Annotated in this window: 25 protein-coding genes and 1 pseudogene; 14 read left to right on the forward strand and 12 right to left on the reverse strand. The window is 63.9% G+C overall.

The window, feature by feature from the left end; genetic code table 11:
• Positions 1 to 6: 6 nt before the first annotated feature.
• Entirely contained in the window at positions 7 to 2,871 is a 2,865-nt protein-coding gene (locus L6D80_RS25640) for a class I adenylate cyclase (RefSeq protein WP_176514347.1), read from the forward strand.
• A gap of 29 nt (positions 2,872 to 2,900) precedes the next feature.
• Here L6D80_RS25640 and rnk read toward each other — a convergent pair whose 3' ends face one another.
• The 3 genes from rnk to cyaY all read right to left on the reverse strand — a co-directional run bounded on the left by rnk (position 2,901) and on the right by cyaY (position 3,990).
• Positions 2,901 to 3,311 (reverse strand): nucleoside diphosphate kinase regulator, encoded by a 411-nt coding sequence (gene rnk, locus L6D80_RS25645; RefSeq protein ID WP_054902391.1) that lies wholly within the window; start codon positions 3,309 to 3,311, stop codon positions 2,901 to 2,903.
• 132 nt (positions 3,312 to 3,443) lie between these two features.
• Complete coding sequence (locus L6D80_RS25650; RefSeq protein ID WP_054902390.1) at positions 3,444 to 3,656, reverse strand: DUF1289 domain-containing protein; 213 nt, start codon at positions 3,654 to 3,656, stop codon at positions 3,444 to 3,446.
• Between the two features lies 1 nt (position 3,657).
• Complete coding sequence (gene cyaY / locus L6D80_RS25655) at positions 3,658 to 3,990, reverse strand: iron donor protein CyaY (RefSeq protein ID WP_054902389.1); 333 nt, start codon at positions 3,988 to 3,990, stop codon at positions 3,658 to 3,660.
• Between the two features lie 253 nt (positions 3,991 to 4,243).
• Here cyaY and lptM point away from each other — a divergent pair, with 253 nt between their 5' ends.
• From lptM to L6D80_RS25685, 6 genes are read left to right on the forward strand one after another with little or no spacing between them, the layout of a single operon-like run.
• Entirely contained in the window at positions 4,244 to 4,447 is a 204-nt protein-coding gene (lptM, locus tag L6D80_RS25660) for an LPS translocon maturation chaperone LptM (RefSeq protein WP_054902388.1), read from the forward strand.
• A gap of 9 nt (positions 4,448 to 4,456) precedes the next feature.
• On the forward strand, positions 4,457 to 5,704 hold the full coding sequence (gene lysA / locus L6D80_RS25665; RefSeq protein WP_054902387.1) for a diaminopimelate decarboxylase: 1,248 nt from the start codon (positions 4,457 to 4,459) through the stop codon (positions 5,702 to 5,704).
• A 4-nt stretch (positions 5,705 to 5,708) separates the two neighbouring features.
• Positions 5,709 to 6,539 carry a diaminopimelate epimerase gene (gene dapF, locus L6D80_RS25670; protein WP_054902386.1) on the forward strand — a complete coding sequence of 277 codons (831 nt, stop codon included), beginning with the start codon at positions 5,709 to 5,711 and terminating at the stop codon, positions 6,537 to 6,539.
• 13 nt (positions 6,540 to 6,552) lie between these two features.
• The gene (locus tag L6D80_RS25675; RefSeq protein ID WP_054902385.1) at positions 6,553 to 7,263 is read left to right on the forward strand and encodes a DUF484 family protein; all 711 of its coding nucleotides are present in this window, start codon (positions 6,553 to 6,555) and stop codon (positions 7,261 to 7,263) included.
• Positions 7,263 to 8,162, forward strand: a complete 900-nt coding sequence (gene xerC / locus L6D80_RS25680) for a tyrosine recombinase XerC (RefSeq protein ID WP_176514349.1) — start codon at positions 7,263 to 7,265, stop codon at positions 8,160 to 8,162. Before L6D80_RS25675 ends, xerC begins: the two co-directional genes overlap by 1 nt.
• Complete coding sequence (locus L6D80_RS25685; RefSeq protein ID WP_176514351.1) at positions 8,159 to 8,854, forward strand: HAD family hydrolase; 696 nt, start codon at positions 8,159 to 8,161, stop codon at positions 8,852 to 8,854. The genes xerC and L6D80_RS25685 overlap by 4 nt, the downstream gene beginning before the upstream one ends.
• Before the next feature lie 93 nt (positions 8,855 to 8,947).
• On the opposite strand, the gene sutA is transcribed toward L6D80_RS25685, so the two are convergent.
• From sutA to glnK, 3 genes are all read right to left on the reverse strand, one after another.
• Positions 8,948 to 9,277, reverse strand: coding sequence for a transcriptional regulator SutA (sutA, locus tag L6D80_RS25690; RefSeq protein ID WP_054901346.1), 330 nt, complete (start codon positions 9,275 to 9,277; stop codon positions 8,948 to 8,950).
• A gap of 429 nt (positions 9,278 to 9,706) precedes the next feature.
• The gene (locus tag L6D80_RS25695) at positions 9,707 to 11,038 is read right to left on the reverse strand and encodes an ammonium transporter (protein WP_054901345.1); all 1,332 of its coding nucleotides are present in this window, start codon (positions 11,036 to 11,038) and stop codon (positions 9,707 to 9,709) included.
• A 47-nt stretch (positions 11,039 to 11,085) separates the two neighbouring features.
• Complete coding sequence (gene glnK, locus L6D80_RS25700; RefSeq protein ID WP_002555808.1) at positions 11,086 to 11,424, reverse strand: P-II family nitrogen regulator; 339 nt, start codon at positions 11,422 to 11,424, stop codon at positions 11,086 to 11,088.
• Between the two features lie 365 nt (positions 11,425 to 11,789).
• Between glnK and L6D80_RS25705 the strand changes: the two genes are divergently transcribed.
• Both L6D80_RS25705 and L6D80_RS25710 read left to right on the forward strand, forming a co-directional pair.
• Positions 11,790 to 12,053: an accessory factor UbiK family protein gene (locus L6D80_RS25705; protein ID WP_008091866.1), complete on the forward strand. Its 264-nt coding sequence runs from the start codon at positions 11,790 to 11,792 to the stop codon at positions 12,051 to 12,053.
• A gap of 25 nt (positions 12,054 to 12,078) precedes the next feature.
• A complete protein-coding gene (locus L6D80_RS25710) occupies positions 12,079 to 12,507 on the forward strand; it encodes a TOBE domain-containing protein (protein WP_054901344.1) in 429 nt (142 codons plus the stop codon).
• A 41-nt stretch (positions 12,508 to 12,548) separates the two neighbouring features.
• Here L6D80_RS25710 and L6D80_RS25715 read toward each other — a convergent pair whose 3' ends face one another.
• A complete protein-coding gene (locus L6D80_RS25715) occupies positions 12,549 to 14,573 on the reverse strand; it encodes a DUF4034 domain-containing protein (RefSeq protein ID WP_176514353.1) in 2,025 nt (674 codons plus the stop codon).
• Between the two features lie 256 nt (positions 14,574 to 14,829).
• Between L6D80_RS25715 and L6D80_RS25720 the strand changes: the two genes are divergently transcribed.
• The 3 genes from L6D80_RS25720 (at position 14,830) to L6D80_RS25730 (ending at position 19,265) form a co-directional block, all read left to right on the forward strand.
• On the forward strand, positions 14,830 to 16,320 hold the full coding sequence (locus L6D80_RS25720) for a YifB family Mg chelatase-like AAA ATPase (RefSeq protein ID WP_054901342.1): 1,491 nt from the start codon (positions 14,830 to 14,832) through the stop codon (positions 16,318 to 16,320).
• Positions 16,321 to 16,441: 121 nt separating this feature from the next.
• Positions 16,442 to 18,235: a monovalent cation:proton antiporter-2 (CPA2) family protein gene (locus L6D80_RS25725; protein WP_176514354.1), complete on the forward strand. Its 1,794-nt coding sequence runs from the start codon at positions 16,442 to 16,444 to the stop codon at positions 18,233 to 18,235.
• Between the two features lie 118 nt (positions 18,236 to 18,353).
• Positions 18,354 to 19,265 carry a LysR substrate-binding domain-containing protein gene (locus L6D80_RS25730; protein WP_176514356.1) on the forward strand — a complete coding sequence of 304 codons (912 nt, stop codon included), beginning with the start codon at positions 18,354 to 18,356 and terminating at the stop codon, positions 19,263 to 19,265.
• A 74-nt stretch (positions 19,266 to 19,339) separates the two neighbouring features.
• Here L6D80_RS25730 and L6D80_RS30410 read toward each other — a convergent pair.
• Positions 19,340 to 19,408 (reverse strand): annotated as a pseudogene (locus L6D80_RS30410) (hypothetical protein); the annotation flags it as partial.
• A gap of 71 nt (positions 19,409 to 19,479) precedes the next feature.
• On the reverse strand, positions 19,480 to 20,109 hold the full coding sequence (ycaC, locus tag L6D80_RS25735) for an isochorismate family cysteine hydrolase YcaC (protein WP_054901339.1): 630 nt from the start codon (positions 20,107 to 20,109) through the stop codon (positions 19,480 to 19,482).
• A 219-nt stretch (positions 20,110 to 20,328) separates the two neighbouring features.
• Between ycaC and L6D80_RS25740 the strand changes: the two genes are divergently transcribed.
• Positions 20,329 to 21,756 (forward strand): mechanosensitive ion channel family protein, encoded by a 1,428-nt coding sequence (locus L6D80_RS25740; RefSeq protein WP_054901351.1) that lies wholly within the window; start codon positions 20,329 to 20,331, stop codon positions 21,754 to 21,756.
• An 18-nt stretch (positions 21,757 to 21,774) separates the two neighbouring features.
• Here L6D80_RS25740 and amaA read toward each other — a convergent pair whose 3' ends face one another.
• Complete coding sequence (amaA, locus tag L6D80_RS25745; protein WP_054901338.1) at positions 21,775 to 23,061, reverse strand: L-pipecolate oxidase; 1,287 nt, start codon at positions 23,059 to 23,061, stop codon at positions 21,775 to 21,777.
• Between the two features lie 162 nt (positions 23,062 to 23,223).
• Positions 23,224 to 24,714, reverse strand: a complete 1,491-nt coding sequence (amaB, locus tag L6D80_RS25750; protein WP_054901337.1) for an L-piperidine-6-carboxylate dehydrogenase — start codon at positions 24,712 to 24,714, stop codon at positions 23,224 to 23,226.
• A 136-nt stretch (positions 24,715 to 24,850) separates the two neighbouring features.
• Here amaB and L6D80_RS25755 point away from each other — a divergent pair, with 136 nt between their 5' ends.
• Positions 24,851 to 25,741, forward strand: coding sequence for a LysR family transcriptional regulator (locus L6D80_RS25755; RefSeq protein ID WP_054901336.1), 891 nt, complete (start codon positions 24,851 to 24,853; stop codon positions 25,739 to 25,741).
• Positions 25,742 to 25,840: 99 nt separating this feature from the next.
• On the opposite strand, the gene L6D80_RS25760 is transcribed toward L6D80_RS25755, so the two are convergent.
• Positions 25,841 to 25,918: integrase core domain-containing protein (locus tag L6D80_RS25760; protein WP_146146908.1), on the reverse strand; the 78-nt coding region annotated here is incomplete at its 5' end.

Raw genomic sequence — 25,918 nt, forward strand, 5'->3', positions numbered from 1 at the left:
TGCGCAATGAACCACCCCCACGAGATCCGCCCCGACCTGGACGAAGGCATCGACCGCAAGGTGCTGGCGACACTGCGTGGGCGCTTCCTGCACCTAAACGAGGGCCGCTTGCAGCGCGCCATGGACGGGCTTTCAACCCGCCAGCAACAAGTGCTGACCCTGCTGCCACTGCTGTTTCACGTCAACCATCCGCTGCTGCCTGGGTATGTTTCCGGCAGCACGCCGGCAGGCGTATCGGGCTTCGAGCCTGGCCCCGAGCTGGTGGCCGAAGGACAGCGGCTGGCCCGCTCGTTTTCCTACAAGACGCGCCTGGGCAACCCGCACCGGCCAATCCACGGCCTGTTCCTGATGGGCAGCCTCGGCTCCCTGGCCCAGGCCGAACAGAGCGACATGGACTTGTGGGTCTGCCATGCACCGGGGTTGGGCGAAACTCACCTCGAAGAGCTGCGGCGCAAATGTCAGTTGCTGGAAACATGGGCAATCAGCCTGGGCGCCGAAGCGCACTTTTTCCTGATTGACCCGCAAGGCTTCGCCCAAGGCCAGCGCAACAGCCAGCTCAGCTCCGACGATTGCGGCACCACCCAGCATTACCTGCTGCTCGACGAGTTCTACCGCACTGCCATCTGGCTGGCCGGGCGTACACCGCTGTGGTGGCTGGTGCCGGAGTACGCAGAACACAACTACCGCAGCTACACCGATACCTTGCTGTCCAAGCGCTTTATCCGCAGCACGGACGCCCTCGACCTCGGCCACCTGGCGCACATCCCCCCGGGGGAGTTTGTCGGTGCCGGCTTGTGGCAGTTGTTCAAGGGGATCGACTCACCTTACAAGTCGCTGCTCAAACTGCTGCTTACCGAGGCGTACGCCAGCGAACACCCCGACGTTCGCTGCCTGAGCCTGGATTACAAGCAGGCGGTGTTCGCCAACCGTCTCGACCTTGATGAGCTCGAACCCTATGTGATGGTGTACCGGCGAATCGAGCGCTACCTGCAGCAGCGCGGTGAAACCACCCGCCTGGAACTGGTACGGCGCAGCCTGTACCTCAAGGTCAACAAGAAGCTCAGTGGCCAGGACCAAGCGCGCAGCAACGGCTGGCAGCGCCGCCTGTTGCAGCGCCTGACTGACGAATGGGGGTGGGATGAGCGCCAGTTGGCCATGCTGGATAGCCGCAGCCAATGGAAGGTGCGCCAGGTCGCGGTCGAACGCCGTGAACTGGTGGCTGAGCTCAACCACAGCTACCGCTTTCTGCGCCAGTTTGCGCAAAACCAGAACGCCAGCAGCCGCGCCGACCAGCGCGATCTCAATGTACTGGGCCGGCGCCTGTACGCGGCCTTCGAACGCCGCGCCGGCAAGATCGAGGTCATCAACCCGGGCATCGCCCCGGATATCGCCGAAGACACCCTGACCTTGGTCCAGTCACCCAACCGCAAAGAGCCCGGCAGCCATCACTGGGGCCTCTACAACGGCAACCTGGCGGTACACGAGTGGGAGCACTTCAACCCCATCAAGCGTTGCCGCGAACTGCTGGAGCTGCTGACCTGGGCCCACCGCAACGGCGTCATCGACAGCACCACGCGTCTGGCACTGCACCCGGGCGTCAGCGACCTGAGCGAGTTCGAACTGTTCAACCTGCTGAGCAGCCTGCAGCAGAGCATCCCCTTGCCGCTGGAGACGGTCAGTGAAGTACGTCTGCTGCAGCCAAGCGTGGCCGACGAGATGCTGCTGCTGGTCAACGTTGGCATCGACCCGCTAAGCCACCACCGCGACCTGAACATCCTGATGACCACCGAGCGCACCGACTCGCTGAGCTACGCAGGGGTGCGCGAGAACCTGGTACTGACACTCGACCAGATCACCCTCAACAGCTGGAACGAAGTGCTGGTGCAGCGCTATGACGGCGAGCATGCCCTGCTGCGCTGCGTGCGTGATTTTCTCAACAGCCTCGGGCAGCGTAACCACCGGCCCCGCGTGCAGGTGCGCTGCTTCTGCCACAACCGCGCCCAGGCCATCAGCCAACGGGTCGAGGAAATCTTCGACACCGTGCAACTGCTGCTCGACCAGGGCCTGAACCACCGCTACGTGCTGCAGGTGGCGCAGTTTACCCACGTGCTGGAGCTGCTACCCGGCCAAGTCAGCCTGGCGACACTGGCCGACCTCGACGCCGTGCTCGACTGCCTGGGCGAGGAGCGTGTGACCTACAGTCCGGTGCACCTGGACGCCAATGCCCTGCAGGACCATGACCTGCCATTGGTGCTGGAACAAGGCCGACCGGCGTGCATCCAGGTGTTCTACCGCCTGCTCGAAGGCTGGGCCGAGCTGTATGTGCTGGATGAGTACAATGCGCTGTGGCAGCAACGCCTGCCCTTGCACGACGAAAACCACCTGTTGCTACCCCTGCAGCGCTTCTTGCGCTCGGTGGTGATGCGCCGCGACGCCCGCTTGCCACTGGACAAGCTGCATCAGGCCTCGCTGGAAATTCATTACGCGCAGTTGCTGCCTTCGGGGCCGGGCAAGGCGCGCAGCATCGAGCCACGCGCGACGCCCGGCGATGACAGCGGGCAGCCCTACTACGAGGTGCAGGCCATACTGCAGGCCGGCGCAGGGGATGAGGTACATGTCACGCTGTATTGCGATCAGCAGGAGTTCTCTGAGCTGGACCACGGCGATGAGTTGTACACCACCGTCGCCCGGCAGATTCTCGGCCAGCGCCGCAGTGCCGGGCACTATCGCTGCTATATCACGGACCTGGATCTTTCCGAGCTGCTCGATGATGAGCAGGGCTCGACCCTCCTGTACCTGCGCTACAAGCGCGAGCTGGAACAGGCGCTCAACGACGGCCTGGCCCAGTTGCAGGCTACGTTCGAGCCTTGAACGCCGGGGCCGTCAGGCGGCCCGATGGATCAGAGGTCGAAATCGCCCGCCGCTTCAGGCTGATATTCCACAGCCAGCAGCTTCAACTTGAGGGTTTTGCCGCCCGGCGCCGGCCAGTCGATCTGATTGCCCACCGTCAAGCCCAGCAAGGCACAGCCAATCGGCGCCAGGATCGAGACCTTGCCTTCGCCGCCGGCGTCCTTCGGATACACCAGGGTCAGGTGATAGTCTTTGCCGCTGGCCTCTTCGCGGCAATGCACGCGCGAGTTCATGGTCACTACACCGGCCGGTACTTCCTCATGACCGACCACCTTTTCGGCGCGGTCCAGCTCGTCCTGCAAGGCGAGCACACCCGGAGTACTTTCGTCGAGGCTGTCGATCAGGCGCTCGAGACGCTGTACGTCCAATCGGGTGAGGATGAGGGTAGGCTTGGTGCTCATGATCCAGTCAGACTCCATTGAACAGGCGGTTTTCTAAAGGCAAATAATGCAAAACCCCGCCCAAGGGCGGGGTTTGTGAATGCTGTGGCGTCACCGACGCGTACCCCGACACTACCACAGCCGGGCAAATACTCAAGCCCGTGCGCGTAACGCCTCGGCTTCGCGGCAGATCTGCCGACGCCGTTCGTCATCGGCCGAACGCCACTCGCGAATGTGCTCGACGTGACGGTGGCAACCGGTACAAACCCGCTGTTCGTCCAGCCGGCACACGCTGATGCACGGTGAAGGCACTGCGGGGCTGACGTTGCTGTAGAGCGGCTTGGGCGGCCGCGGCTGGGCAGTCATTTCAGATCTCGTCAAAGTCCAGCTTCTCGCCGGCCCGCTCCCAGACAATGCGCTCGAGCATTTCGCCAAGCAGCTCTTCACTCTTTTCGCAGACCCACTTGCCGCTCTCTTCGTCGTAGTCGAAGTGGAAGCCCCCGGAGCGGTCGGCCAGCCACAGCTGGCGCAGCGGCTCCTGCCGGCTGAAGATCAACTGGCTGCCGTTGTCGAACTTGACGGTGAGGACACCGGCGGAATTCTCCATGTCCAGGTCCAGGCCGCTCTCGTCGAACAGATCCTCCAGGGCCTGTTGGGTCGCGTCGACCAGATCATGGAAACGCGCTTCGCTCAAACTCATTGCAGGAACCTCGAAATTGGCTGCGTTACAGGCAAGCCGGGCAAGATACGGGCGCAAGGCGCCAGCCGCAAGCTGCCAGCCACACACGGCTGGAAAAAGCTCAGCGTACACTGGGCAGCGTCTTCTTGCCGCTAGCGGCTCGACGCGTGCAGTGTGGTTGCGCCCCGCCCGGCGGACCGGCGCTTGCATAGGCAATAGGCCGGTCGCTCGGTATACTCGGGCGCAATACTGCTTATTTCAAAGGATTTCACCCATGAAGCGCCTGATTTCCTCACTTGCGGCGCTGGTCGCGGTTGCCTGCCTCGTTTCGGCCTGCGGTCAGAAGGGCCCCCTGTACCTGCCTGACGACGGCAAGGACGGCAAGGCCAGCCAGAAGTCGCATCAGCACAAGCACGCCCAGCCTGTACAGCCCCAGGACGAGCAGCCAATCGAGCCCGAGCAGTCGCCTGCGCAGTAAGGAAATCAGATGAACGCTTTCAACTACCGCGACGGTGAACTGGTCGCGGAAGGCGTGGCCCTGTCGGCCATCGCCGAACGTTTCGGTACCCCGACCTACGTCTACTCGCGCGCGCACATCGAAGCCCAGTACCGCAGCTACACCGATGCCCTGCAAGGCATCGAGCACCTGGTGTGCTTCGCAGTCAAGGCCAACTCCAACCTTGGCGTGCTGAACGTACTGGCACGCCTGGGCGCAGGCTTCGATATCGTGTCCGGCGGTGAGCTTGAGCGTGTGCTGGCCGCTGGCGGGCGCGCCGACCGTGTGGTGTTCTCCGGCGTTGGCAAAACCCGTGACGACATGCGCCGCGCCCTGGAAGTCGGCGTGCACTGCTTCAACGTCGAGTCCACCGACGAGCTCGAGCGCCTGCAAGTGGTCGCCGCCGAGATGGGCAAGGTTGCCCCGATCTCGCTGCGCGTGAACCCCGATGTCGACGCCGGTACCCACCCGTACATTTCCACCGGCCTCAAAGAGAACAAGTTCGGCATTGCCATCGCCGACGCCGAGGCTATCTACGTGCGTGCCGCACAGTTGCCGAACCTGGAAGTGGTCGGTGTCGACTGCCACATCGGCTCGCAGTTGACCACCGTAGACCCGTTCCTCGACGCCCTCGACCGCCTGCTGGTACTGGTCGACCGCCTTGCCGAATGCGGTATCCACCTGCGCCATCTGGACCTGGGCGGCGGTGTTGGGGTTCGCTACCGCGATGAGCAGCCGCCTCTGGTTGCCGACTACATCAACGCCATTCGTGAGCGCGTGGGTGACCGCGACCTGGCCTTGGTGTTCGAGCCAGGCCGCTACATCGTGGCCAATGCCGGTGTACTGCTGACCCGCGTGGAATACCTCAAGCACACCGAACACAAGGACTTCGCCATCATCGATGCGGCGATGAACGACCTGATCCGCCCGGCCCTGTACCAGGCCTGGATGGGCGTCAGCGCGGTCAAGCCGCGCGAAGGCGAAGGCCGCGCCTACGACCTGGTCGGGCCAATCTGCGAGACCGGTGACTTCCTCGCCAAGGACCGCCAGCTGAACCTGGCAGAAGGTGATCTGCTGGCCGTGCAGTCCGCGGGCGCCTATGGTTTTGTCATGAGCTCGAACTACAACACCCGTGGCCGTTGCGCGGAAATCCTGGTCGACGGCGACCAGGCTTTCGAAGTCCGCCGTCGCGAGACCATCGCCGAACTGTACGCTGGCGAAAGCCTGCTGCCGGAGTGAGCCCATGCTGCTGCGCTTTACCAAGATGCATGGGCTGGGCAACGACTTCATGGTCCTCGACCTGGTCAGCCAGCACGCCCACATCCAGCCCAAGCACGCCAAGCAATGGGGAGACCGCCATACCGGCATTGGCTTCGACCAGCTGCTGATCGTCGAAGCACCGAACAATCCGGAAGTGGATTTCCGCTACCGGATCTTCAACGCCGACGGTTCCGAAGTCGAACAGTGCGGCAACGGGGCGCGCTGCTTCGCCCGTTTCGTGCTCGACAAGCGCCTGACAGCGAAGAAGCGCATCCGTGTCGAGACCAAAAGCGGCATCATCGTGCTGGATGTGCAGAACGACGGCCAGGTGAGTGTCGACATGGGTCCGCCTCGCTTCACCCCGGCCGAAATCCCCTTCGTCGCCGACGAGCAGGCGCTCAGTTACCCGCTCGAAGTCGATGGCCAGGTGCATTCCATTGCTGCCGTATCCATGGGTAACCCGCATGCCGTGCTGCGCGTCGACGACGTACGTACCGCGCCGGTGCATGAGTTGGGACCAAAGATCGAACACCACCCACGCTTCCCACAGCGGGTGAACGTCGGCTTCCTGCAAGTGGTCGACCGTCACCGCGCCAACCTGCGCGTATGGGAACGGGGCGCCGGCGAGACCCAGGCCTGCGGCACCGGCGCATGCGCCGCGGCCGTGGCAGCGATCAGCCAGGGTTGGATGGACTCTCCGGTGTCCCTCGACCTGCCCGGTGGCCGCCTGAACATCGAATGGGCCGGCACCGGCAAGCCCGTGGTGATGACGGGCCCGGCCGTACGCGTCTACGAAGGACAGGTTCGTCTCTAAGCGAGTAACCGCCATGACCGATCAGCCCCAGGTTGTACCCCAGCAGTCCAACGAGCTCGATGCCGAAACGGTGGTCGCCTACCTGCGTGCCCACCCCACCTTCTTTGCCGAGCACGACGAGCTACTGGTCGAGCAACGTATCCCGCACCAGCGTGGCGACAGTGTTTCGCTGGTGGAACGCCAGCTCAAGTTGCTGCGCGACCGCAACATCGAGATGCGTCACCGGCTATCGCAACTGATGGATGTGGCCCGGGACAACGACCGCTTGTTCGACAAGACCCGCCGGCTGATCCTCGACCTGCTCGACGCCGGTAGCCTGGAAGAAGTGGTGATGGCCGTTGAAGACAGCCTGCGCCAGGAATTTCAGGTGCCCTTCGTCAGCCTGATCCTGTTCGGCGACAATGCCGCGCCAGTCGGCCGCTGGGTCAGCAACGCCGAAGCCCAGCAGGCCATCGGTGGGCTGCTGGGGGGCGGCAAGACGGTCAGCGGCAACCTGCGCGAGCACGAACTGGCCTTCCTGTTCGGCGAAGAGCAGCGCCGTGAGGTTGGCTCCAGCGCCGTTGCGGCGCTCGAATACCAGGGGCTGCACGGCGTGCTGGCGATCGGCAGCCGCGACCCGCAGCACTACAAGAGCAGTGTCGGCACGCTGTTCCTTGGCTATATCGCCGAAGTGCTAGGCCGCGTGGTGCCGCGCGTCACTCAGACCCTGCGTTCGGTGCGCTGATGGAACGCCAGCTGGAAGCTTATTGCGCACACCTGCGCAACGAGCGCCAGGTGTCCGAACATACGCTGCTGGCCTACCGCCGCGACCTGGCCAAGGTCATCGACTACTGCAACAGCCAAGGTATCGCCGGCTGGGGCGCCCTGCAGATCCAGCAACTGCGCCAGCTGATCGCCCGCCAGCACCATCAGGGGCAATCCTCGCGCAGCCTGGCGCGGCTGTTGTCGGCCGTGCGCGGCCTGTATCGCTACCTTAACCGTGAAGGCCTGTGTCAGCACGACCCGGCCACCGGCCTGAGCGCGCCGAAAGGCGAACGTCGGCTGCCCAAAGTGCTGGACACCGACCGCGCCCTGCAATTGCTTGATGGCGGCGTGGACGACGACTTTATCGCCCGCCGCGACCAGGCCATCCTGGAGCTGTTCTATTCTTCGGGCCTGCGCCTGTCCGAGCTGACCCATCTCGACCTTGAGCACCTGGACCTCACCGCTGGGCTGGTCCAGGTGGTGGGCAAGGGTGGCAAGGCGCGTGTGCTGCCCGTGGGTCGCAAGGCGCGTGAAGCGCTGCAGCAATGGTTCAGGTTGCGCGGCATCGGCAGCCCGCGCGACGGCGCGGTGTTCATCACCCGGCAGGGCAATCGCCTGGGGCCGCGGGCCATCCAGTTGCGCGTCAAGGCTGCAGGCGAGCGCGAACTGGGCCAGCACCTGCACCCGCACATGCTTCGCCATTCCTTCGCCAGCCACGTGCTGGAATCGTCCCAGGACCTGCGCGCGGTGCAGGAAATGCTCGGCCACGCCGACATCAGCACCACACAGATCTACACCCACCTGGACTTCCAGCACCTGGCCGCGGTGTACGACAGCGCCCATCCCCGGGCCAAACGCAGCAAAGGCACAGACTCATGAGCATCAAGCTGATCACCTTCGACCTCGACGATACCCTGTGGGACACCGCGCCAGTGATTGCCAGCGCGGAAGTCGTGCTGCGCGACTGGCTGCAGGCCAATGCCCCGATCCTGGGTGGCGTACCGGTGGATCACCTGTTCGCCATCCGTGAACGCCTGGTGCAAGCCGAACCGGGCCTCAAGCACCGCATCAGCGCCCTGCGCCGGCGCGTGCTGTACCACGCCCTGGAAGAGGTCGGCTACAGCGAAAAGCAGGCTCAGGAACTGGCCAACGAGGGCTTTGAAGTGTTTTTGCATGCGCGGCACCAGGTCGAGGTGTTCCCGGAGGTGCAGCCGGTGCTGGAAATCCTGCGCCATCAGTACACCCTGGGGGTGGTAACCAATGGCAACGCCGACGTACGCCGCCTGGGGCTGGCCGACTACTTCCGCTTTGCCCTGTGCGCGGAGGACCTGGGCATCGGTAAGCCGGACCCGGCGCCTTTCAGGGAGGCACTGAAACGCGCAGAGGTCGAGGCCGGTGCTGCGGTGCACGTCGGTGATCACCCCGGGGATGACATCGGCGGGGCGCAGCGCGCAGGCTTGCGCGCGGTGTGGTTCAACCCGCAGCGCAAGGCCTGGGCGGGCGAACAGGCACCGGATGCAGAGATTCAGCGGTTATCGCAGCTGCCTGACGTGATCGCGCGCTGGCGCTGAAAGGGGCGCCGGCGATGGGCCGGTACAGACAGCACAAAAACCCTACCCACAAAAAAGCCCGCAGCGACGGCGGGCTTTTTTGCGTGCGAACACTCAGATAGGGCGGCTGCCGTATTTGTTGTCCGGCTTCTTGGGCGGGTCGGCGACCACGTTGGCCTCGACTTCCTGAACCTTGCCACCGCGCGCGAGGAACTCTTCCATGGCCTTGGCCAGGGCGTCACGTTCCTTCTGCTTGGCCTCCATGCTCGGCATCTCGTCTACCGAGACGGCCGCCTTGGACTTGCCCTTGGCAGCAGGTGCCGGGCTGCTGTCGTCATCGCCAGCATCTTCGGCAACATCGTCAGCCGCAGCTTCCAGGCCATCATCCGCCTCGTCTTCGTCGCCTACTTCGAGGTCATCATTTTCCAGATCGTCGTCGCTCATGTTCTACCTCATGACTTGCGAAAAGCAGGTTAGTTATAGACCAGTGGAGCCGTAGACCGGCAGCCACCAGTGAAAATTCAACTGGCCGTGGGTTAGGCCACTGCCCTTGGGTCGGCGCTCCTGATGGGAGGCGGCACCCAGCAGGCCCTGCTCCTGGCAGGGCCTGACAAATCCTTGTAACCCTGCTGGCCGCACGCTACTGGCAAGCCTAGCAAAGGCTGACGAAGCGTGCGGACTGCTCGTCAAACACCCTTCGGCGCGCATTCTAGCGCGCCCGTAGAAAAAGCAAAGCTCCATGAATGCCCTGCTACTTGTAAGTTTTTGGCCTACGTCGCGAACGTGGGTGATAAACCGTTTGCTCTGCAGGAAATGGCAAAAATCAGGCAAAAAAATGCCCGGCAAGCCGGGCAAGTTTTTCCTGCGTCGCAGTTACAGGTTGTAACCACGTTCGTTGTGCTGAGCCAGGTCGAGGCCGACCGACTCTTCTTCTTCGTTGACCCGCAGGCCCATCACCTTGTCCAGTACCTTGAGGATCACGTAGGTGACGACCGCGGTATAGACCACCGTGAAGATCACGCCCTTGGCCTGTACCCAGACCTGCGCACCGATATCGGTGACCGCGCCGAAGCCGCCAAGGGCAGGTGCCGCGAACACACCGGTGAGGATGGCGCCAATGATGCCGCCGATGCCATGTACGCCGAAGGCGTCCAGGGAGTCGTCATAGCCCAGCTTGCGCTTGAGGCTGGTGGCGCAGAAGTAGCAGACCACACCCGAAACCAGGCCGATCACCAGGGCGCCCATCGGGCCTACGGTACCGGCAGCCGGGGTGATGGCCACCAGGCCGGCAACCACACCCGAGGCAATGCCCAGGGCACTTGGCTTGCCGTGGCCGATCCACTCGGCGAACATCCAGCCCAGCGCGGCGGCGGCGGTGGCGATCTGGGTCACCAGCATGGCCATGCCGGCCGTGCCGTTGGCGGCAGCAGCGGAGCCTGCGTTGAAGCCGAACCAGCCGATCCACAGCATGGCCGCGCCCATCAGGGTGTAGCCCAGGTTGTGCGGGGCCATGGGGGTAGTTGGGTAGCCTTTGCGCTTGCCCAGTACCAGGCAGCAGACCAGGCCTGCGATACCGGCGTTGATGTGCACCACGGTGCCGCCTGCGAAATCGAGCACGCCCCAGTCCCACAGCAGCGCACCGTCACCGCTCCAGACCATGTGCGCGATCGGTGCGTAGACCAGGGTGAACCAGATGCCCATGAACACCAGCATCGCCGAGAATTTCATGCGTTCGGCGAAGGCACCGACGATCAGCGCCGGCGTGATGATGGCGAAGGTCATCTGGAAGGTGATGAACACCGCCTCCGGGAACAACGCGGTGGCCGAGGTCAGGCCCGACGGCGTGACGCCGCTGAGAAACGCCTTGGAGAAGCCGCCGACGAAGGAATTGAAATTGAGCACGCCCTTTTCCATACCGGTGGTATCGAAGGCGATGCTGTAACCGTAAACGACCCAGAGAATGCTCATCAGCCCAGTGATGGCGAAGCATTGCATCATCACCGAAAGCACGTTCTTGGAACGCACCATACCGCCGTAGAACAGGGCCAGGCCGGGGATGGTCATGAACAGCACCAGCGCCGTTGCTGTGAGCATCCAGGCGGTGTCGCCGGAGTTCAGCGCTGGGGCAGCCTCCTCTGCCAGGGCGAGGCCCGGCATTACGAGGGACAATAGGGCTCCTAGCCCTGCGATCTTACGCAGAGTCATGTTGTTTTCTCCTGGGGCGTTGGGTTTGGTGAGGCTTTGTTGGGCGCTTAGATCGCGTCGGTATCGGTTTCGCCGGTACGGATGCGGATTGCCTGCTCCAGATTCACCACGAAGATCTTGCCGTCACCGATCTTGCCGGTGTTGGCCGCCTTGGTGATGGCCTCGATCACGCGATCAAGGTCCTTGTCGTCGATGGCGACGTCGATCTTCACCTTGGGCAGGAAGTCGACTACGTATTCCGCACCGCGATACAGTTCGGTGTGGCCCTTCTGCCGGCCGAAGCCTTTGACTTCGGTGACGGTGATGCCCTGCACGCCGATTTCCGACAGCGACTCGCGCACGTCGTCCAGCTTGAACGGCTTGATGATGGCTGTGACTAGCTTCATGAAACTCTCTCCCGATTTGGTGGACTTGCCCCAGGAAAACAAACCCGTCTCAAGTCTAAGCGCAGCGGTTGGCTTTGTAACGCGTCGTCGGCATCCGGCTCCGCGTGCGCACTGCCTGGTCACAAGGAACTGCATCAGTGCATGGCTCGCACTGGTCTTTGCAGAAACCTTGCCAGGTCTGCAAAAGCACCGAAAAACAGCGAGTTGCGCGAAACAGGCGGCGTTGGCCAGTCGCCAGCATCGAAAAGATGCACATTATTGGTGCGCACCCGCCCCGTACACTGCTCGAAAAACGTGCAATCAAGAGCGGAAATTGTCCGTGCTACACTGCGGGCCATTTCTTTCGTTTCAGTGGACAGCCCAACATGCTCGCGCCCAAAGCCCTTCTCGATGCTCTGAGCGACCAGGCCTCGCGCCTCTTCAGCAGCGACACCGCCCAGCCCCGCGCCGAGCTGGAAAGCCAGTTCAAGGTGCTGATGCAAGGCGCCTTCAGCAAACTGGACCTGGTCAGCCGGGAAGAATTCGACAGCCAGATGGTCGTGCTGGCCCGCACCCGCGCGCGCCTGGAAGCCCTGGAAAAACAGGTAGCCGAGCTGGAAGCCCGGATGGCGCCAGCGGCACAGGAATAAAAACCGCATGAAGGAGTGCCCAAGCATGAAAGTCAGTGCCCGCAATGTGTTCGAAGGCAAGGTCAGCAACGTTCAGCCCGGGGCAGTCAATGCCGAGGTCGAGCTGACGCTGGCTGGTGGCGAGAAGCTGGTGGCCGTGGTCACCATGGCCAGCCTGCATAGCCTCAATATCAATGTCGGGAAGCAGGCCGTGGCCCTGGTCAAGGCGCCCTGGGTGGTGCTGATGACCGATGCGGACGGTTACAAGCTGTCTGCACGCAACGCGCTGGAAGGCGAAGTGGTGCGGGTGGGTGACGGCGCGGTGAATGCCGAAGTGGTTCTGAAGCTGGCGGGCGGCACCGAGGTGTTCGCCATCGTCACCCGCGAGGCCGTGCAGGAACTGGGGCTGGTACCCGGTGTGAAAGCCACTGCGCTGATCAAGGCCTCGCACATCATCCTCGGCGCCAAGCCATAAGCATGCGGGGCCGCCGGCGGCCCCCTATGTTGTGCCCGCCTTCAGGCGGAAACCTTCTGGCGTTCCTGTTCCGGGGCGATCGCTTTTTGCGGCAGTTCGCTGGCCTGCAGATCGCCGCGGAACAAGGTCGCCCCGCACACCGTGAGCAACGTCTTAACCCGGCTGTGCGAATTGAGCACTTGCGCCTGTATCTCCTCGATGACCGGTTCACCCGGTTGCAGTGCGGCCGCACGGTTGACCCACTCGATCGCTGCAAAACGGCTCTGCTTGCGGGTCCCATGCCCCTGCATCCAGGCCAGCCCGAGCTCCGCGCTGGCACGTGCGGCAATCCCCACGTCCGAGTGCTCGGCCAGGCCCAGCAGATAATCGACCGCCTCGTTTCGCTCCTGTGGCTCGCCGTGCTGGCGCAACAGAATGCCCAGTTGCAGACGCGCGCGGGCACCCACCTGCGGATGGCCCAACGCGTCGAGCAGTAGGCGCCGGACCGCTAGCAGCGTGTCTCGCTCCAGGTCCTGCGCGCCCTGCATACGTTGGCAGGCCAAGGTGTACTTGGCCCGCGGATTGCCGCAAGCCACCGCACGCAACAACCAATGCTGGGCAAGCTCGGCACTCAGATAAAGCTGCGGAGTGTTCTCCAGCCGGCCAAGGTGCAAGTCGTACAGGGTGACGGCGGCATCCGGCAGCTTCAGGTCGGCGCAGTGCACATAGAGAAAATGCGCCACTTCGTGCAGGTTGGCGGCCCACAACAGCCGCGGCACGTCGAGTACGTCGAAGCCCCGCCCCTCGCGCCCACATTGGCGCTTCACCGCTGTGCGCAGCCAGGCATTGGCCTGCTCGGACGATTGCCTGAACCCCCACAAGCCAAATTGATGCCCAGCCGCCCGTAGCGCGCAGGCCGCCGCTTGCCTGTGGTTGTTGCACAACCGCTCGATCACGACCCGTAACGTTTGCGCACCGTCCCGCACACCGTGCACCAGCACCAGGCAGACCACGCTGTAGAACGGCTCGCCGATGGTCGGCACGAAGCCTTGATCAGGATACAACGCGACGCAAGCGGTGAAGTCGCGCATCGCCCCGTGGTAATCGTGCAACGAATAGCGACGCAAGGCGCCACGGCGGGCCAGCAGCGTGGCGCGCTCCTTGGGCCTGAGCTGACGTTGCGCCCAATGCTGGAACGTCTCCTGCCAAACTGCGATCTGTTGCGACTGATCGGGCTCGGGCAACCGGAGCTGGTCTTCCACTGCCAACCACCGTAGCGCATTGCGCTGCATCTCATTCCAGCGCTGGCACACCGGACTGCTGGCCAGCGCTTCGATCGCCTCGTAGCTTCCCCCCCACCGCGGTGTCAGGTAAGCGGCACGCGCTTCGACCGCCTCGAAACACCCAGGTAGCCACGCCAGCGCATGGCGCAGCCAGTACGCCGGGGCGCTCTCCTGGGTGCCGGGCAAGCGCGCACTCAAGCAGGACGGCAGCCCCTGTGGCAGCGCGACCAGGGGCGCCAGGCCGTACTTGACCAGCAAGGGTGCCGCCGCCTCCTGCACTTCGACATCGGCATGCGCGCTTGGCCGAAAGCGCGCTGCCTGCCCATGGAACAATTCGACCAGCCAACCTGGCTCACGGAAATGCGCACTGATTCGCAGCATGCCGATGGCTGCGGCTACAGGCTGCGTGGAGCGCTCCATAGCCCGAAGAAAGTGTGCCGTGGCCATTTCGCAGGCTTGCTCGGCGGCCAGCCAGTGCGCTTCGCTGACGTCATTGGCGGCAACGGCGCCGCGGATGTGGCAGGCCCGGCTCAGACAGTGAAACCCCATGACCACCTGCGGGTGGTAAGCCTTGGGGCACGCATCGATCCACGCTTTGAGCGTCTGGCTCAGGGTTTTGCTGCCCTCGGCATCCCAATCGACCAGCATGTAACCCTGGACCGCCTCCAGGTAGGCCGGGCACTCGCCGGGCGCCGCTTGTTGCCAGTGCGCCTGGAGGGCATCGAAGTAGCGGTTGAGGTCGGCAAATTCATGGGCCTGCACCCGTTCACGGATCTGCTGGCGGGTGCGAGTGAGCGTTTGCACGGGATTACCTTGAGTCCATTTTAGGAGTCGCGTTGTCGTCCGATGGCAACGGCAAGAGCACGTGAACACTAAGCCATACCTTTGCACTGCGCAAAGGTATTGGATCCATTATTTGTCAGATTGTATGAAAACACAGGGAAAACGCCTGGCCTGAAACACAACGACGAACTCTTCTTGCGCCCCCTCCCGCGCCCCTCACTATGCTGTGCCCACGCCGCAGGAAGCGGCGCCCAACTTCAGCGACAACGGAGCGTCCATGTCCCTTGCCCTCGTCCACAGCCGCGCCCAGGTTGGCGTACAGGCGCCGGCGGTCAGTGTTGAAACCCACCTGGCCAACGGCCTGCCCCACCTCACCCTGGTCGGCCTGCCCGAAACAACAGTCAAGGAGAGCAAGGACCGGGTACGCAGCGCCATCGTCAACTCGGGGTTGAATTACCCGCAACGGCGCATTACCCAGAATCTGGCCCCTGCAGACCTGCCCAAGGACGGCGGCCGCTATGACCTGGCCATTGCCCTGGGGATTCTTGCCGCCGACGGGCAGGTACCGGTGGCGGCCTTGAGCGAAATCGAATGCCTGGGGGAATTGGCGCTCTCAGGCAAACTGCGCCCCGTGCAGGGCGTGCTGCCCGCTGCACTGGCCGCCCGCGAAGCAGGCCGGGCATTGGTCGTGCCGCGGGAGAACGCCGAGGAAGCCAGCCTGGCCGGCGGCTTGGTGGTGTATGCCGTGGGCCATCTACTCGAGCTGGTCGCCCACCTGAATGGCCAGGTGCCGCTGCCACCTTTCGCCGCCAATGGCCTGACCCTGCAGAGCCGTCCTTACCCTGACCTGAGTGAGGTGCAGGGCCAGGTCGCCGCCAAGCGCGCCTTGCTACTGGCCGCCGCCGGGGCGCACAACCTGCTGTTTACTGGCCCGCCCGGCACCGGCAAGACGCTGCTCGCCAGCCGGCTGCCAGGCCTGCTGCCGCCGCTGGATGAGCATGAGGCGCTAGAGGTGGCGGCTATCCAGTCGGTAACCGGGCACACGCCACTCAATAGCTGGCCGCAACGCCCGTTCCGCCACCCCCATCACTCTGCCTCGGGCCCGGCGTTGGTCGGCGGCAGCAGCCGGCCGCAACCCGGGGAGATTACCCTGGCCCACCATGGCGTGCTGTTTCTCGATGAGTTGCCCGAGTTCGAGCGCCGCGTGCTTGAAGTGCTGCGCGAGCCGCTGGAGTCTGGCGAGATCGTGATCGCCCGTGCGCGGGACAAGGTACGGTTTCCTGCACGCTTCCAGTTGGTGGCGGCGATGAACCCCTGCCCTTGCGGTTACCTTGGCGACCCCACCGGCCGCTGCCGCTGCAGTACCGAACAGATCCAGCGCTACCGCAACAAGCTGTCTGGCCCGTTGCTGGACCGCATTGACCTGCACCTGACGGTCGCCCGGGAGACCACGAGCCTTACCAATCAGCCCAGCGGCGAAAGCAGCGCCGAGGTAGCGGCCCGGGTGGCCGAGGCCCGTGAGGTGCAGCAGCGTCGGCAAGGGTGTGCCAATGCGTTTCTGAACCTGGATGGCCTACGCCAGCACTGTAACCTGGCCGCCACGGACCAGGCCTGGCTGGAAAGCGCCTGCGAGCGCCTGACCCTGTCCTTGCGCGCCGCGCACCGTTTATTGAAAGTGGCACGAACCTTGGCAGACCTGGAGGGCAGCACGGTGATTACCCGGGCACACCTGGCGGAGGCGCTGCAGTACAGACCGGGCAGCCCCTAGCCCCTGGGGCCGGAGGGCAATGCTTCTGCTGGCCACCGGGTTGTCTGCAACCGCCACCCGCCGCAGAATTGTCCTCCACACTGGCCTAACGCTGCCCCGGCAGCTCATGGAGTACGAGCCGATGCCGAACGAAGGCAGCCTGCTGCAAACCGCGGTGATCTTCCTGTTCGCCGCAGTCCTTGCGGTTCCCCTGGCCAAACGCCTGCAGCTAGGTGCCGTGCTCGGCTACCTACTAGCCGGCGTGGTCATCGGCCCCCAGGCGCTGGGCCTGATCCGCGACACCGAGAGCGTTGCGCATACTTCTGAGCTTGGCGTAGTTTTGCTGCTGTTCATCATCGGCCTTGAACTGTCGCCCAAGCGGCTGTGGCTGATGCGCAAATCGGTGTTTGGTGTCGGCAGCGCACAGGTGCTGCTGACCGGTGCCATCATCGGCGCCATCGCCCTGTTCGGCTTTGCACAGCCGCTGCCTGCGGCGGTGGTACTCGGCCTGGGGCTGGCATTGTCCTCTACTGCTCTGGGTTTACAGAGCCTGGCCGAAGCCAAGCAACTGAATGCACCCCATGGCCGCCTTGCCTTCGCCATCCTGCTGTTTCAGGACATTGCCGCCATCCCGTTGATCGCCGTGGTGCCGTTACTGGCGGCCAGCGGCCCGGACACCAGTCACAGCGACAGCCTGGCGCATGCCCTGAAAGTATTCGCCAGCATCGCCGTGGTGATCGTCGGTGGCCGCTACCTGCTGCGCCCGGTGTTTCGCACCGTTGCCCGCACCGGCTTACCAGAGGTCTCCACCGCTACCGCGCTGCTGGTGGTCATCGGTACCGCCTGGCTCATGGAAGAAGCCGGGGTTTCCATGGCCCTGGGCGCCTTCCTCGCCGGCCTGTTGCTGGCCGACTCAGAGTATCGCCATGAGCTGGAGTCGCAGATCGAGCCCTTCAAGGGCCTGCTGCTGGGCCTGTTCTTCATCAGCGTCGGCATGGGCGCCAACCTGCGTTTGCTGCTGGAAATGCCGTGGGTGCTGCTTGGCCTGACCCTGTTGCTGGTAGCGGTCAAACTGGTGCTGCTGATTGGCGTCGGCCGCCTGGCCGGTGGCCTGAACAGCACCAGCGCGCTGCGCCTGGGCATGGTGCTGGCCGCCGGTGGCGAGTTTGCCTTCGTGGTTTTCAAGCTGGGCAAGGACCAGGGGCTGTTCGATACCCTCACCTACGACCTGCTGCTGATGACCATTACCCTGTCGATGGCCGTCACGCCGTTGCTGATGCTCGGTTGCGCCCGCGCCCTCAAACGCCCGCAACCGGCACCGGCGCGGGAAATCCCTGAGCAATACAAAACCATCGATGCCGGCACGCCGCGGGTGGTGATCGTCGGCATGGGCCGCATGGGGCAGATTGTTTCGCGCATCCTGCGTGCGCAGAAAATCCCCTTCATCGCGCTCGAAACCTCGGTGGATGCCATCGAGATGACCCGCATGTTCGAGCAGGCCCCGGTGTTCTATGGCGACCCGCTGCGCCCGGAAGTGCTGCATGCGGCCAAGGTGGGTGAAGCGGAGTACCTGGTGATCACGATCGACGACCCCGAGGCGACCACACGCACGGCAGAACGGGTCAAGCGCCTGTACCCGCACCTGAAAGTGCTGGCCCGCGCGCGCAACCGCCAGCATGTGCACAAGCTGGTGGACGTGGGCGCCGAACCGATCCGCGAAACCTTCTATTCAAGCTTGGAAATGACCCGCCGTGCCCTGATCGGCCTGGGCCTGAGCGCTGAGCAGGCGGCGGATCGCATCCAGCGGTTCACCCAGCATGACGAGGAAGTGCTGGTGGCGCAGGGGCAAGTGCGCGACGACCGGGCCAAGGTCATGCAGACGGCCAAAGAGGCGCGGGTGGAGTTGGAGCGGTTGTTCGACTCCGACACCGAGTAACAGCCGTGCCGAAGGCGGCGGCCCGTTGTTTTGTGCCCAGGGGTAACGCTCATGCTCATCCCCTGGGCTGCGGTAGACTGCGAAATCCGCTCACGGCGCACCCTCTGGAGAAGGACGATTGGAAGACCTCAACTCCCTCTACTACTTCACCCAGGTCGTCGAGCATGGCGGCTTCGCCCCGGCAGGCCGGGCGCTGGACATGCCCAAGTCGAAGCTCAGCCGGCGTGTCGCCGACCTTGAAGAGCGCCTTGGCGTGCGTCTGTTGCACCGCACCAGCCGACATTGCTCACTGACCGAAATCGGCCAGGCCTACTACAACCGTTGCCTGGCCATGCGTGTAGAAGCCGAGGGCGCGGCAGAGATCATCGAGCGCAACCGCAGCGAGCCGCGCGGCCTGGTGCGCATCAGTTGCCCGACCACCCTGCTCAACTCCTGGGTCGGGCCGATGCTCACCCGCTACATGCTCAAGTACCCGCAAGTAGAGCTGTTCATCGAGAGCACCAACCGCCGCGTCGACCTGCTGCACGAAGGCTTCGACGTGGCACTGCGCGTGCGTTTCCCGCCGCTGGAGAACACCGACATGGTGATGAAGGTGCTGAGCAACAGCACCCAGTGCCTGGTGGGCCACCCGCAGTTTCTGCAGCAACTGCCGGCAGGCTTCGACCCGCAACAACTCGGTGCCCTGCCCAGCATGCATTGGGGCGGTGCCCAGCGTGAGTACCAGTGGGAGCTGTTTCAGGGCGAGGACATGAGCCGTAGCATCGTGATCCCGCATACACCCCGGATGGTCACCGATGACCTGTTTGCCCTGCGGCATTTCGTGGTGGCTGGGGTCGGCATCGCGCACCTGCCACGGGTGGCGGTGCGCGAGGATCTGGCTGCAGGCCGATTGGTGGAGTTGCTGCCGCAGTGGCAGCCACGCTGTGGCATCGTGCATGCGATTTTCCCGTCGCGGCGTGGGTTGCTGCCGTCGGTGAGAGCGTTGATCGATCACCTGGCGCAGGAGTTCGCTATCAGCGACATGGCTTGAGCCCGTGGGTGCCATGGATAAATACCAAGAGGCTCAGAACGCAAAGCACGAGCAACCCAACGCACCCCACACGCCCCGGAACTGTCGAACTCGGCCGCTGCGTACACCACGCGGCCATCGACAACGGTGAGCACCGACTCGATGGGGGCATGGTCTTCTCCGTCTGGTCTGGGCCGTGTCGGGCACCGACTGCCGGTGCCCGAGGCCGGTCGGCTTACTGACCAGCGTGGAAGGCGTTGTAGCTGGTCATCAGATTACGGTAGTCCGGGATCCGATTGGCGAACAGCGCGCCCAGCCCTTCGATATCGTTGCGCCAGTCGCGGTGCAGCTCGCAGGCCACCCCGAACCAGGTCATCAGCTGCGCGCCGGCCTGGCTCATGCGATTGTGTGCCGCGTCGCGTGTCAGGGCGTTGAACGTACCGGAGGCGTCGGTCACCACGAACACGTCGAACGCTTCTTCCAGCGCGGCCAGGGCCGGGAAGGCTACGCACACTTCAGTGACTACACCGGCGATGATCAGCTGCTTCTTGCCCGTCGCCTTCACGGCCTTGACGAAGTCCTCGTTGTCCCAGGCGTTGATCTGGCCTGGGCGAGCGATGTACGGCGCTTCGGGGAACAGGGCCTTGAGCTCTGGCACCAGGGGACCGTTGGGGCCTTGCTCGAAGCTGGTGGTGAGGATGGTCGGCAGGTTGAAGAACTTGGCCAGGTCGGCCAGAGCCAGCACGTTGTTCTTGAAGGTATCCGGCTCGATATCGCGTACCAGCGACAGCAGACCCGCCTGGTGGTCAACCAGCAGTACGGCAGCGTCGTCTTTGTTCAGGCGGTTGTATTTGAAGTGGGCCATGGTGGTAGCTCCTAAGGGCTTTGAGTTTCAGTGGGTGGGGTGTTCGCGTTGATGGGAAAAGATTAAAACCGTCACCTTTGGAGCGGTAGATAGCGGTTTTTGGCTTTAGCGTTCTGTTTTATGAACGATGGATTGGCAGTGGATTTGCTTGGCTTCATTGCCTGCCTCTCCAACCTGCTCTATTACTTCCCACAGCCCTCCCCTCACCCCGAGACCATCATGCTGGCGTTCATCCAGTCGTCCCCGTTGTTGCTCGGTACCGCCCTGATCCTGCTTGACCTGGTGTTCTGGCAACTGATCCCCCTCCAGCGCCGCGCCTGGCGCATCGGCGCACGGGTGTTGATCTTCCTGCTGTTCAGTTGGGTGCTGCTGGCTGCGGGGATGAGCCCATTGCAACCGCCACCCTGGCCCGACGATGTGTCCCGCAACCTGATGGCCACGGTGCTGGCGATCGGCTGGTGGCTGTTCGGCGCGCGCACGGTAACGGTGGTGTTCGGCCTGCTGCTGGGGGCACGGGGCAGCCATGGCGGGCGCTTGCTGCAGGATGTACTGGGAGCGTTGATCTTTCTGGCGGCCGTGGTTGCCGCCGCCGGCTATGTGATGCAGCTGCCGGTCAAGGGCCTGCTGGCCACCTCCGGGGTGATGGCCATCGTCATCGGCCTGGCGCTGCAAAGCACCTTGGCCGACGTGTTCAGCGGCATCGTGCTGAACACCACGCGCCCCTACCAGATCGGCGATGCGATCTCCATCGACGGCACCGAAGGCAAGGTACTGGACATCGACTGGCGTGCCACTCGCCTGCTGACCGGCACCGGCAGCCTGGCGGTGATCCCCAATTCGCTGGCGGCCAAGGCCAGGCTGCTCAACCACAGCCGCCCGGCCGATGTGCATGGGGTGTCGATCAGTGTGGTGGTGCCGGCCAGGGTGCGGCCAAAGCGCGTGTTCGATGCGCTGGAAAAGGCCCTGCAAGGCACCCGCGCCATCCTCCCCTCACCCAAGCCAAAGGTCACGGTGAAGGCCTCGACGCTGGAGTCGGTGGAATATGAAGCCAGCGGTTTCATCGCCGACATGGGCGGCAAGACCGACGCACGCAACCAGCTGTTCGACTTGGCGCATCGTCACCTTGAGGCCAGTGGCGTGATGTGGAATGTCGACCTGGCGATGCCACCGCGCAGCCGCCAGCGCGAGGTGTTGGACGAAGTGCGGGTGTTCCGTTCATTGTCTGCGCAGGAGCGCGATGCGCTCAGCCAACGCATGACCACGGTGGAGTATCTGGCCGATCAGGTGATCCTGGGTGTCGGCGAGCAGGCCGATCACCTGCTGGTGATTGGCAGTGGCGTGGTCTCGGCATCCGTGCGCGATGGTGACACGTTGCTGGAGGCTGGCCGCATGGGGCCAGGTGAGGTGCTGGGGGTCGAAGGCATCATCGATGAAGACGGTTCGTTCGCCGAATTCCGCACCCTGACCAGCTGCGTGCTTTATCGCATCGACAAGGAGCAGGTGAGGAGCTGCCTGGCGCAGCGTGGCGAGGTGCAGACCGCGCTGGCCAAGCTGCAACGCTTCCGCCAGCAGAGCCGTGAGTCCTTGCTATTGCAGAAGCCGGCGCTGATCAAGAAAGGCGGCTTCCTGAGCTGGTTGCACAAGTGACAGGGCCACAGCGAGCGGCTACAGCACCACCCGCAGACACTGCCCCGCGTGGTACAGCGAGAACCCGGACTCATAGAACGCCGTGCGCAAAGAAGGCGCACTCACACCGGTCATCGGCGAGAACGGAATGGGCAGGCTGTCGGCCTCCCCCTTGAGCAGGAACTCGGCAAACGCACGACCGATAACGGTACCGGTGGTGTTGCCGCGCCCGTTGTACCCCGTCACCGCCACCAGCCCTGGCGCCGGCTCGAACAGCCGCATCAGGTGGTCAGGGGTGAAGTCGATGCAGCCGGTCCAGTGCATCTCCCACTCGACCTTGCCCAGCTCCGGGTAGTAATGGCTCTGGATACGGTCAGCCCAACTGCGCACGAACCATGCGGGCTTGTTATCGACCCGCCCGAGGCTGCCGAGCAGCAGGCGACCTTGGTCATCGCGGCGGATGCTGCTGAGCACGGTGCGGGTGTCCCACGACCCCTGGCCATGGGGCAGGACCTTGTCGGCAGCAGTGCCGTGCAGCGGCTTGGAAGCTACCTGGTAGTAATAGCCGCGGAAGAACTGCTTCTGCAGGTTGCTCCAGTCGCCCTCGGTATAGGCGCCTGTGGAAATCACCACTTTGTCGGCGCGCACGGAACCGCGTGCAGTCTTTACCCGCCAGGCGTCACCGTCGCGCTCCAGGCCTTCGACCGAGGATTGCTGGAACACTTTGCCGCCCAGGCGCGCAACGGCAGCGGCCAGGCCCTGGGTATAGCCCATGGGGTTGATGGTGCCGGCGCGGCGGTCGAGCAACGCGGCAGAAATCTTGTCGGTACCGCAGTATTCCTGGCACTGGGTGCCGGTCAGCAGTTCGACGTCAGCACCGCGGCGGCGCCACTGTTCATGGCGTGCTTGGAGGTCGGCAATGCCGGTGGCGTTGTGCGCCATGTGCAGGGTGCCTTTGTGCTGCGCCTGGCAGTCGATACCCAAGCGTTCGATCATGGCGAACACTTCGCCGGGGGCGTCGCCCAGCACCTTGTTCAGGCGGCTGCCCTGCTTCTGGCCCAGGGTCGCCTCGACATCGTCGGGGCGGATCCAGGTGCCGGCATTGACCAGGCCGACGTTACGCCCTGAGCCACCGTGGCCGATCTTCCAGGCCTCCAGCAGGATCACCGACTTGCCCTGCTCGAGCAGGTGGATGGCAGCCGACAGACCGGTAATGCCGCCACCGATGACGCAGACATCGGCCTGATGCTCACCGGCCAGGGCCTGGGCGGCGACGCTCGGTTGGCTGACGTATTCCCACAAGCATTGTTGACGCAATTCGGACATGGCCGGCTCCAGCAATATTGTTCTTATAGCGTTGGTGCGGCGCTGCCGCCCATTCGCGGGACAAGCCCGCTCCCACAGGGCCCACGCCGACATGGACAGCGGGGAACCTGTGGGAGCGGGCTTGCCCCGCGAACCGGGGGCAACGCCCCCGGCCATACAGCATCAGTCGAACACGATACCCTGCGCCAGCGGCAGCTCGCGCGAGTAGTTCACGGTGTTGGTCTGGCGGCGCATGTAGCCTTTCCAGGCATCCGAACCCGACTCACGACCACCGCCGGTTTCCTTCTCGCCACCAAAGGCACCGCCGATCTCGGCGCCGCTGGTGCCGATGTTGACGTTGGCAATGCCGCAATCGCTGCCCGAGGCACTCTGGAAGCGCTCGGCCTCACGCAGGTCAGTGGTGAAGATGCACGACGACAGGCCTTGTGGCACTTCGTTGTTCAGGCGCAGGGCCTCTTCGAAGTCGTCATAGGCCAACACGTACAGGATCGGCGCGAAGGTTTCGTGACGCACTACATCGCTCTGGGCCGGCATTTCGGCGATGGCCGGAGAAACGTAGTAGGCGTTCGGGTACTGGTCAGCCAGCTGACGCTCGCCACCGAACACCTGACCACCCTCGTCGCGAGCCTTGGCCAGCGCGCCCTGCATGGCATCGAACGACAGCTTGTCGATCAGCGGGCCAACCAGGTTGTCCTTACGCGGGTCACCGATGCGCACCTTGGCGTAGGCGGCTTTAACACGAGCGACCACTTCGTCCTTGATCGAGCGGTGCACGATCAGGCGACGCAGCGTGGTGCAGCGCTGGCCGGCGGTGCCAACTGCCGAGAACAGGATGCCGCGCACGGCCAGGTCGAGGTCCGCGCTGGGGGCCAGAATCATCGCGTTGTTGCCGCCCAGTTCGAGGATGCTGCGGCCAAAGCGGGCAGCAACGCGCGGGCCGACTTCACGCCCCATGCGGGTACTGCCGGTGGCGCTGACCAATGGAACACGTGGGTCGTCGACCAGCGCTTCACCGGCTTCACGGCCGCCGATCACCAACTGCGCCAGGCCAGCCGGGGCATCGCCGAAGGCCTTCAGGGCTTTGTCGAACAGCGCCTGGCAAGCCAGGGCCGTCAGTGGGGTCTTCTCGGAAGGTTTCCACACCACCGAGTTACCGGCCACCAGGGCCAGGGCGGTGTTCCAGGCCCACACGGCCACAGGGAAGTTGAAGGCACTGATCACGCCGACCACGCCCAGCGGGTGCCAGGTTTCACGCATGTGGTGGCCAGGGCGCTCGGAGGCGATGGTCAGGCCGTACAGTTGACGCGACAGGCCGACGGCGAAATCGCAGATGTCGATCATTTCCTGAACTTCGCCCAGGCCTTCCTGGGTAATCTTGCCGGCTTCGATCGAAACCAGCTCGCCAAGGTCGGCCTTGTGCTCACGCAGCACCTCGCCAAACAGGCGCACCAGCTCGCCACGGCGCGGGGCCGGCACGCTGCGCCAAGCTTCGAAGGCGCTGTGGGCCTGATCGATGCGGGCAGTGGTCTCGGCCTTGCCAAGCAGTTTCACCGAGGCGATCTGGCTGCCGTCGATCGGCGTGTGTACAGGGTAGTCGCCCTGGGTGTAAGCCTCAGCGGCAACGCCAAGGCGCTCGAGCAATCCAGCAACCATTTGTGCTTCTCCTACATCGGGTGATGGGGTGGAAAAATGATGTGGATCAGTATTAATCCGATCACACCGGTGCAACAAACGACCTTTATTCCGCATATCATTCCGTCAGGTAATGATTTGAGCCACAGAGACCGCTATGTCCAAACGCCTGGTGCCCTCCATGACCGCCCTGCAGTGCTTTGAAGCTGCAGCCCGTCACCTGAGCTTTACCCGCGCCGCTGAAGAGCTGCACCTGACCCAGAGCGCAGTCAGCAAGCAAGTGGCGCAACTCGAAGAGATGCTGCGCCACCACCTGTTCCTGCGCATCCGCCGGCGCCTGCAACTGACACCTGCCGGCAGCCTGTACCTGGCCGAGGTCAACAAGATCCTCACCCAGGTGGACATGTCCAGCCGCTACGTCCTGACCTATGGCGAACAGACCGAGATATTGAAGGTAGCCACTCAACCGAGTTTTGGCGTGCGTTGGTTGATCCCGCACCTCAAGGGCTTCGGCAAGCGCCACAGCAATATCCACCTGGACATCCGCAACGAGATGGAGCCTTTCGCCTTGCTGCAAGGCTCAGCGGACGTGGTGTTCTTTTATGGCCAGGGCACCTGGCCGGGGGCGACCTGCATCGAGCTGTTCCGCGAAGAGGTCGTGCCTGTGTGCGCCCCCGAGCTGCTGGCCGGGCGTGAGCTGGCCGATGCGAGTGAGCTGGCGGACCTGGTGCTACTGCAAAGTACCTCGCGGCCAGAGGCGTGGCACGAATGGTTTCTGGAGCTGGGGCTGCACAGTGTCAGTGCCTACCACGGGCCACGCTTCGATACGTTCTATATGGCCCTGAGCGCGGCGCAGGCGGGTTGCGGGGTGGCGTTGGTGCCACGCTATCTGGTGGCCAGGGAGTTGAATGAAGGGAGCCTCGTTATTGCGTGGAATCATGCAATGACCAGTGCCGGGGCGCATTATCTGGCCTATGCCGAACATGCTGCAGAAGTGCCCAAGGTGCGGGCGTTGGTGGGATGGATTCGCGAGCAGTTGCAGGCGTGAGCGCAGACTGCCTATGGGCGCCGGCTCACCCGCGATTGAGACCTGAAGGTTGTCTAGTCCTGAAATAGGTTTACACCTGTTCAGGTAGGCCGATAGGCCTCAAAACGCCCGATGCACCGCATCGGGCGTTTTGTTTTTCAGGGCCATATGGGGCCGTTCTGTGTTGTAGATCTGCAC

It is taken from the genome of Pseudomonas ceruminis (assembly GCF_021602025.1).
In the GTDB taxonomy this organism is placed as follows: Bacteria; Pseudomonadota; Gammaproteobacteria; order Pseudomonadales; family Pseudomonadaceae; genus Aquipseudomonas; species Aquipseudomonas ceruminis.

What these genes read in the sequence shown, in the direction of transcription:
- L6D80_RS25640 (WP_176514347.1), top strand. Translation starts at nt 7, where the DNA reads ATGAACCACCCCCACGAGATCCGCCCCGACCTGGACGAAGGCATCGAC.
- rnk (WP_054902391.1), bottom strand. Translation starts at nt 3,311, where the DNA reads ATGAGCACCAAGCCTACCCTCATCCTCACCCGATTGGACGTACAGCGT.
- L6D80_RS25650 (WP_054902390.1), bottom strand. Translation starts at nt 3,656, where the DNA reads ATGACTGCCCAGCCGCGGCCGCCCAAGCCGCTCTACAGCAACGTCAGC.
- cyaY (WP_054902389.1), bottom strand. Translation starts at nt 3,990, where the DNA reads ATGAGTTTGAGCGAAGCGCGTTTCCATGATCTGGTCGACGCGACCCAA.
- lptM (WP_054902388.1), top strand. Translation starts at nt 4,244, where the DNA reads ATGAAGCGCCTGATTTCCTCACTTGCGGCGCTGGTCGCGGTTGCCTGC.
- lysA (WP_054902387.1), top strand. Translation starts at nt 4,457, where the DNA reads ATGAACGCTTTCAACTACCGCGACGGTGAACTGGTCGCGGAAGGCGTG.
- dapF (WP_054902386.1), top strand. Translation starts at nt 5,709, where the DNA reads ATGCTGCTGCGCTTTACCAAGATGCATGGGCTGGGCAACGACTTCATG.
- L6D80_RS25675 (WP_054902385.1), top strand. Translation starts at nt 6,553, where the DNA reads ATGACCGATCAGCCCCAGGTTGTACCCCAGCAGTCCAACGAGCTCGAT.
- xerC (WP_176514349.1), top strand. Translation starts at nt 7,263, where the DNA reads ATGGAACGCCAGCTGGAAGCTTATTGCGCACACCTGCGCAACGAGCGC.
- L6D80_RS25685 (WP_176514351.1), top strand. Translation starts at nt 8,159, where the DNA reads ATGAGCATCAAGCTGATCACCTTCGACCTCGACGATACCCTGTGGGAC.
- sutA (WP_054901346.1), bottom strand. Translation starts at nt 9,277, where the DNA reads ATGAGCGACGACGATCTGGAAAATGATGACCTCGAAGTAGGCGACGAA.
- L6D80_RS25695 (WP_054901345.1), bottom strand. Translation starts at nt 11,038, where the DNA reads ATGACTCTGCGTAAGATCGCAGGGCTAGGAGCCCTATTGTCCCTCGTA.
- glnK (WP_002555808.1), bottom strand. Translation starts at nt 11,424, where the DNA reads ATGAAGCTAGTCACAGCCATCATCAAGCCGTTCAAGCTGGACGACGTG.
- L6D80_RS25705 (WP_008091866.1), top strand. Translation starts at nt 11,790, where the DNA reads ATGCTCGCGCCCAAAGCCCTTCTCGATGCTCTGAGCGACCAGGCCTCG.
- L6D80_RS25710 (WP_054901344.1), top strand. Translation starts at nt 12,079, where the DNA reads ATGAAAGTCAGTGCCCGCAATGTGTTCGAAGGCAAGGTCAGCAACGTT.
- L6D80_RS25720 (WP_054901342.1), top strand. Translation starts at nt 14,830, where the DNA reads ATGTCCCTTGCCCTCGTCCACAGCCGCGCCCAGGTTGGCGTACAGGCG.
- L6D80_RS25725 (WP_176514354.1), top strand. Translation starts at nt 16,442, where the DNA reads ATGCCGAACGAAGGCAGCCTGCTGCAAACCGCGGTGATCTTCCTGTTC.
- ycaC (WP_054901339.1), bottom strand. Translation starts at nt 20,109, where the DNA reads ATGGCCCACTTCAAATACAACCGCCTGAACAAAGACGACGCTGCCGTA.
- L6D80_RS25740 (WP_054901351.1), top strand. Translation starts at nt 20,329, where the DNA reads ATGCTGGCGTTCATCCAGTCGTCCCCGTTGTTGCTCGGTACCGCCCTG.
- amaA (WP_054901338.1), bottom strand. Translation starts at nt 23,061, where the DNA reads ATGTCCGAATTGCGTCAACAATGCTTGTGGGAATACGTCAGCCAACCG.
- amaB (WP_054901337.1), bottom strand. Translation starts at nt 24,714, where the DNA reads ATGGTTGCTGGATTGCTCGAGCGCCTTGGCGTTGCCGCTGAGGCTTAC.
- L6D80_RS25755 (WP_054901336.1), top strand. Translation starts at nt 24,851, where the DNA reads ATGTCCAAACGCCTGGTGCCCTCCATGACCGCCCTGCAGTGCTTTGAA.